Source organism: Streptomyces sp. NPDC102467, assembly GCF_044765445.1.
Taxonomy (GTDB): domain Bacteria; phylum Actinomycetota; class Actinomycetes; order Streptomycetales; family Streptomycetaceae; genus Streptomyces.
The window spans coordinates 1-2,743 of the sequence record NZ_JBIWKA010000063.1 but is presented as its reverse complement, the minus strand read 5'-3'; the positions used below and the strand labels follow the sequence as shown (position 1 = coordinate 2,743).

The 2,743-nt window shown below is 65.2% G+C and carries 1 protein-coding gene; it reads right to left on the bottom strand.

All coding sequences use genetic code 11. The features are described from left to right. On the bottom strand, window positions 1–2,692 hold a 2,692-nt coding region (locus ACIREE_RS42615; RefSeq protein WP_404164975.1), incomplete at its 3' end, for a condensation domain-containing protein. Window positions 2,693–2,743: the final 51 nt, after the last annotated feature.

Genomic DNA, 2,743 nt, shown 5'->3' with positions numbered 1-2,743 from the left:
GCTCCGGAAACGTCAGACCCGGCACCTCAACCGACGTGTCATTCCACTCCGACAGCACCCGCTGCCGCTCCTCCAACGCCAGAACATCAACCTGACCAATGGGCAGATCGGGATCAGCGACGACGGCTCGCAAAAGCTGCAAGAGACGAGCCGATATGGCTTCGGCCGACGCTCTGTCAAACAGGTCGGTCGAATACTCAAGAGTCCCGCTGAATCCAGTGCAGTCTGCACTGGAGTCGCCCGCGCCACGTATCGAGAACGCCAGGTCGAACTTTGCGACGGTGGACGTGACCGGCTCGTCCCCCGTGGTGACGCCGGTGATGTCCCATGCGGCTTCTGTGTTGTTCTGGAACGCCAGCATGACCTGGAACAGCGGATTGCGGTCGAGGGACCGATCCGGATTGAGGGCCTCTACCAGCCGGTCGAACGGAAGGTCTTGGTGGTTGTACGCCGCCAGGTCAGTTTCCCGAACCCGGCTGAGCAGTTCACGGAAGCTCGGGTTTCCGGACGTGTCGGTACGCAGCACCAGAGTGTTGACGAAGAATCCGACAAGTTCGTCGAGGGCCTCATCGGTGCGCCCCGCAATGGGTGATCCGATCGGAATATCGGTACCCGCACCGAGGCGCGTCAGCAACGCTGTGATACCCGCCTGCACAACCATGAAGAGAGTGCACCCGTGTTCCCGTGCCAGCCGCTCCAGGCCACGGTGCAGGTCACGATCGCACTGGAAGCCGACGGTCCCGCCCTGGTGGCTCTGGATCGCCGGCCGAGGGCGATCGGTCGGGAGTTCCAGGACGTCCGGCAGTCCGTCGAGTACCTGAGCCCAGTATGCGAGCTGGCGTGTGTACAAGCTGTCCGGATCGTCGGGCTCACCCAGCAGGCCGTGCTGCCAGAGGGTGTAATCCGCGTACTGCACCGCCAGCGGCGCCCACTTGGGGACGTCGCCGTGCTGCCGAGCCTCATAGGCCAGCGACAGATCCCGGGCCAGGGGAGCCAACGACCAGCCATCGCACGCGATGTGGTGTGTTACCAGCAGGAGAACGTGCTCCTGCGGTGCCACAGCGAACAGTGAGGCACGGATCGGCAGATCTGTACCCAGATCGAATGTCCGTAGCACGGCCTCGCCGATCGCCCCGCTGAGGGTGGATTCGGTGACCTCCAACAAGTCGATCTCGAGCTGCACTTCGTTCGACTGCACGATGCGCTGATACGGCTCGCCGTTCGTTTCGGGGAAGACCGTCCGCAAGGCTTCGTGTCGATCGACTACATCAAGGAGAGCCGCGCGCAGGGCCCTCGCGTCCAGGTCGCCCTTCAGGCGAAACGCGGAACACTCGTTGTACGTGGCGTTTGGCCCCCCGAGATGGTCCAGAAACCACAGCCGACGCTGGGCGAATGACAAAGGAAGCTGGTTTGGGTGCGGCTGCGCCCGGAGCGACCTTCGGGACTCGGGCGCAGCCGCGAGGGCGTCACCCAGCTCGGCGGGGGTGGGAGCGTCGAACAGGGTGCCGATCGTCAGTTCGGCACCCAGGTGCGTCCGGATACGGCTGACGAGCCGCGTGGCCAGAAGTGAGTGACCGCCCAGGTCGAAGAACCCGTCGTCGAGGCCGACTCGCTCCAGTCCAAGGACATCCGCGAAGAGCTCGCAGAGCGCCTCCTCCTTCGGCGTTCGCGGCGGGCGGCCGGCCGCAGCAACTGCGTAGCGAGGAGCCGGGAGGGAGTTCCGGTCCAACTTCCCGTTCGGCGTCAGCGGGAACTCGTCCATAGTGACGAGGGCTGCAGGCAACATGAACTTCGGCAGTGACTTACTGCAGAAGGCCCGCAACTCCTGCTCGTCCGGCTGGTCGTTGGCGGCTGCTGGGATCACGTAGGCGGCGATGCGCTTGTCGCCGGGCTGGTCCTCGCGCACGGTGACCACGGCGCGGGCGACTGATGCGTGGCTGGTGAGGACCGCTTCGATCTCGCCGGGCTCGATCCGGAAGCCACGCACCTTGACTTGGTGGTCAGCCCTTCCGACGTACTCCAACTCGCCGTTGTCCGTCCAGCGCACGAGGTCGCCCGAGCGGTACATCCGTGTCCCGGCGGGGCCGAACGGATTGGCCACGAACCGCTCCGCCGTCGTTGCCGGCCTTCCCAGGTAGCCCCGCGCCAGCCCCGGGCCCGCGATGTACAGCTCACCGGCCACCCCCGCAGGAACCGGCTGCAGCCCTTCGTCCAACACATAGACGTGGGTATTGAGAACGGGGCGACCGATCGGCGGAAGACCACCATTTGTCGCCAAAGGGCCACTCATAGTGGCGAGAATCGTGGACTCCGTCGGCCCGTACCCATTGATCAGGGTTCGACCGGGTGCCCAGTCCCGGACCACATCCGCCAAGACCGCCTCGCCCCCGACGATCAGCGTGCGAACCTTTGACAGCGCGTCAGGTGATAGGACGCTCAGCACTGCGGGCGGCAGTGTCAGATGGGTGATGTGCTGCTCAGCGATGATGTGCTCGAGCTCCGGGCCGGGCCGGAGCTTCTCGGCAGGTGCTACGACGAGTGCGGCACCCGCCGCCAGTGCCATGACCACCTCCGCCACGTGGGCGTCGAAGCTCGTCGAGGCGAACTGGAGCATCCGACTGTGGTCATCCATGGCCAGGGCTTGAGCATATTGGCCGGCGAGGCTGGGCACTCCTGAGTGTGTGACGACCACGCCTTTGGGGCGGCCGGTTGATCCGGATGTGTAGATCACGTATGCGGGGTG